This is a genomic window from Streptomyces durbertensis (genome assembly GCF_014156695.1).
In the GTDB taxonomy this organism is placed as follows: domain Bacteria; phylum Actinomycetota; class Actinomycetes; order Streptomycetales; family Streptomycetaceae; genus Streptomyces; species Streptomyces durbertensis.
On record NZ_WMLF01000649.1, the window covers coordinates 1 to 2120 of the forward strand.

The 2120-nt window shown below is 72.2% G+C and carries 1 protein-coding gene and 1 pseudogene; both read left to right on the forward strand.

The genetic code is table 11. The features are described 5' to 3' along the window. Window positions 1-16 precede the first annotated feature (16 nt). Window positions 17-829 (forward strand): annotated as a pseudogene (locus tag GL263_RS25495) (S1 RNA-binding domain-containing protein); the annotation flags it as partial. A gap of 263 nt (window positions 830-1092) precedes the next feature. Continuing rightward, a complete protein-coding gene (sph, locus tag GL263_RS25500; RefSeq protein WP_182858103.1) occupies window positions 1093-2085 on the forward strand; it encodes a sphingomyelin phosphodiesterase in 993 nt (330 codons plus the stop codon). Window positions 2086-2120: the final 35 nt, after the last annotated feature.

A 2120-nucleotide genomic window follows, 5' to 3' on the forward strand; every position in this document is an offset into this window, starting at 1 on the left:
TCCTTGAGCTGGCGGCGGCTTCCTGCGCATCCGGGAGGGCGACGACCCGCTGGACGCCTCCAGCGTGCACCCGGAGGCGTACCCGGTGGTGCGCCGCATGGCCACCGAGACCGGCGGCGCGGTGGCGACGCTGATCGGCAACACCGCGGTGCTGCGCTCGCTGCGCCCGGAGAAGTTCGTCGACGACCGGTTCGGCCTGCCGACGGTCACCGACATCCTGGGCGAGCTGGAGAAACCGGGCCGCGACCCGCGCCCGGCGTTCAAGACCGCGGCCTTCAAGGAGGGCGTGGAGAAGCTCGGCGACCTGACCGCCGGCATGGTGCTGGAGGGCGTGGTCACCAACGTCGCCGCGTTCGGCGCGTTTGTCGACGTCGGAGTGCACCAGGACGGGCTGGTGCACGTCTCCGCGATGTCCACGTCGTTTGTGAGCGACCCGCGCGAGGTCGTCAAGCCCGGCGACATCGTGAAGGTCAAGGTGCTCTCCGTCGACGTGGACCGCAAGCGGATCTCGCTGACGCTGCGGCTGGACGACGAGGTCACGGCCGACGGCCGGCCGGCCCCGCGCCGCTCAGGCGGCGCGGGCCGCCAGGGCGGCGGCGAGGGACCGCGCGGCGGCCAGCGCGGCGAGGCGCGGGGCGCGTCGCGAGGTGACCAGCGGGGCGGACAGCGCGGCGGGCAGGCCGGCGGGCAACGCGGTGGGCAGCAGTCCGGCGGACAGCGTGGCGCGCGGTCCGGCGGGCAGTCGCGCGGCCAGCGCGGGTCGGGCTCGGCGCCCGCGGACGGCGCGATGGCCGACGCCCTGCGCCGGGCGGGGCTGCTGCGCGACTGACACCACCGGCACTCCGGCACGAGGCACGGCTTCCGGGCCCGGGCGGGCTGGCGAGAAATCGCCGTACCCGCCCGGGCCCGGCCCTTTCCCCACAGCGCGCACATGCCTTCGCCACATGCGTTCACACAGCGGTACGGCGAGGCGTCACAACCCGTCCGGTTTCTCGGCACCGAGGGGTTACCCCGAGGTAACTCGCATTGCTTGAATAGACAAGTCAACGCACCACCCCCCACCTCACCCTCCACCCCTCACGGGAGTCCAGCGTGCCCAGAAGCAGGAAACTCCGCACGTTCCAGGCCACCCTCGTCGCCGCCGCGCTCACCGCCGGCGGCGCCCTCGCCGCCGCGCCCGGCGCCCAGGCCACCACCCAGGCCGACGTACCGAAGCTGAGCGTCCTCAGCTACAACGTCTTCCTCTTCAGCAAGACGCTCTACCCCAACTGGGGCCAGGAGCACCGGGCGTCCACCATCCCCACCGACGGCTACTTCAAGGGCCACGACGTCGTGGTGGTCCAGGAGGCGTTCGACAACGCCGCCTCCGGCACGCTCATGAACAAGGCCGCCGCGGAGTACCCCCACCAGACGCCGGTCCTCGGCCGCTCCAAGAGCGGCTGGGACGCCACCCACGGCGCCTACTCCTCCCTCACACCCGAGGACGGCGGCGTCACGATCCTCAGCAAGTGGCCCGTCGTGCGCAAGGAGCAGTTCGTCTACAAGGAGGGCTGCGGCGCGGACTGGTACTCCAACAAGGGCTTCGTCTACAGCGTGCTGGACGTGCGCGGCACGAAGGTGCACGTCGTCGGCACCCACGCCCAGTCCACCGACCCCGGCTGCTCGGCCGGTCAGGCCGAGCGGGTGCGCAGCGCCCAGTTCAAGGAGATGAACGCGTTCCTGAACGCGAAGCGCATACCCGCGGGCGAACAGGTCATCGTCGCCGGGGACTTCAACGTCGACTCCCACAGCGCCGAGTACGCGGCCATGCTGCGCGACGCGGGCCTCGTCGACACCGACCACCGCACCGGCCTCGCCTACTCCTTCGACACCCGGGAAAACTCGATCGCGCTCGACCGCTACCCCAGCGACCCGCGCGAGAACCTCGACCACGTCCTGCACCGCGCCGGCCACGCCCGCCCGGCCGGCTGGACCAACCACGTCGTCGACGAGCGCTCCGCGCCCTGGACCGTCACCAGCTGGGGCAAGAGCTACACGTACACCAACATGAGCGACCACTACCCCGTCACCGGCTCGGCACGGTAACCACCGCTCCCTCCCCCGGGGCCGGTGTCCCGCCG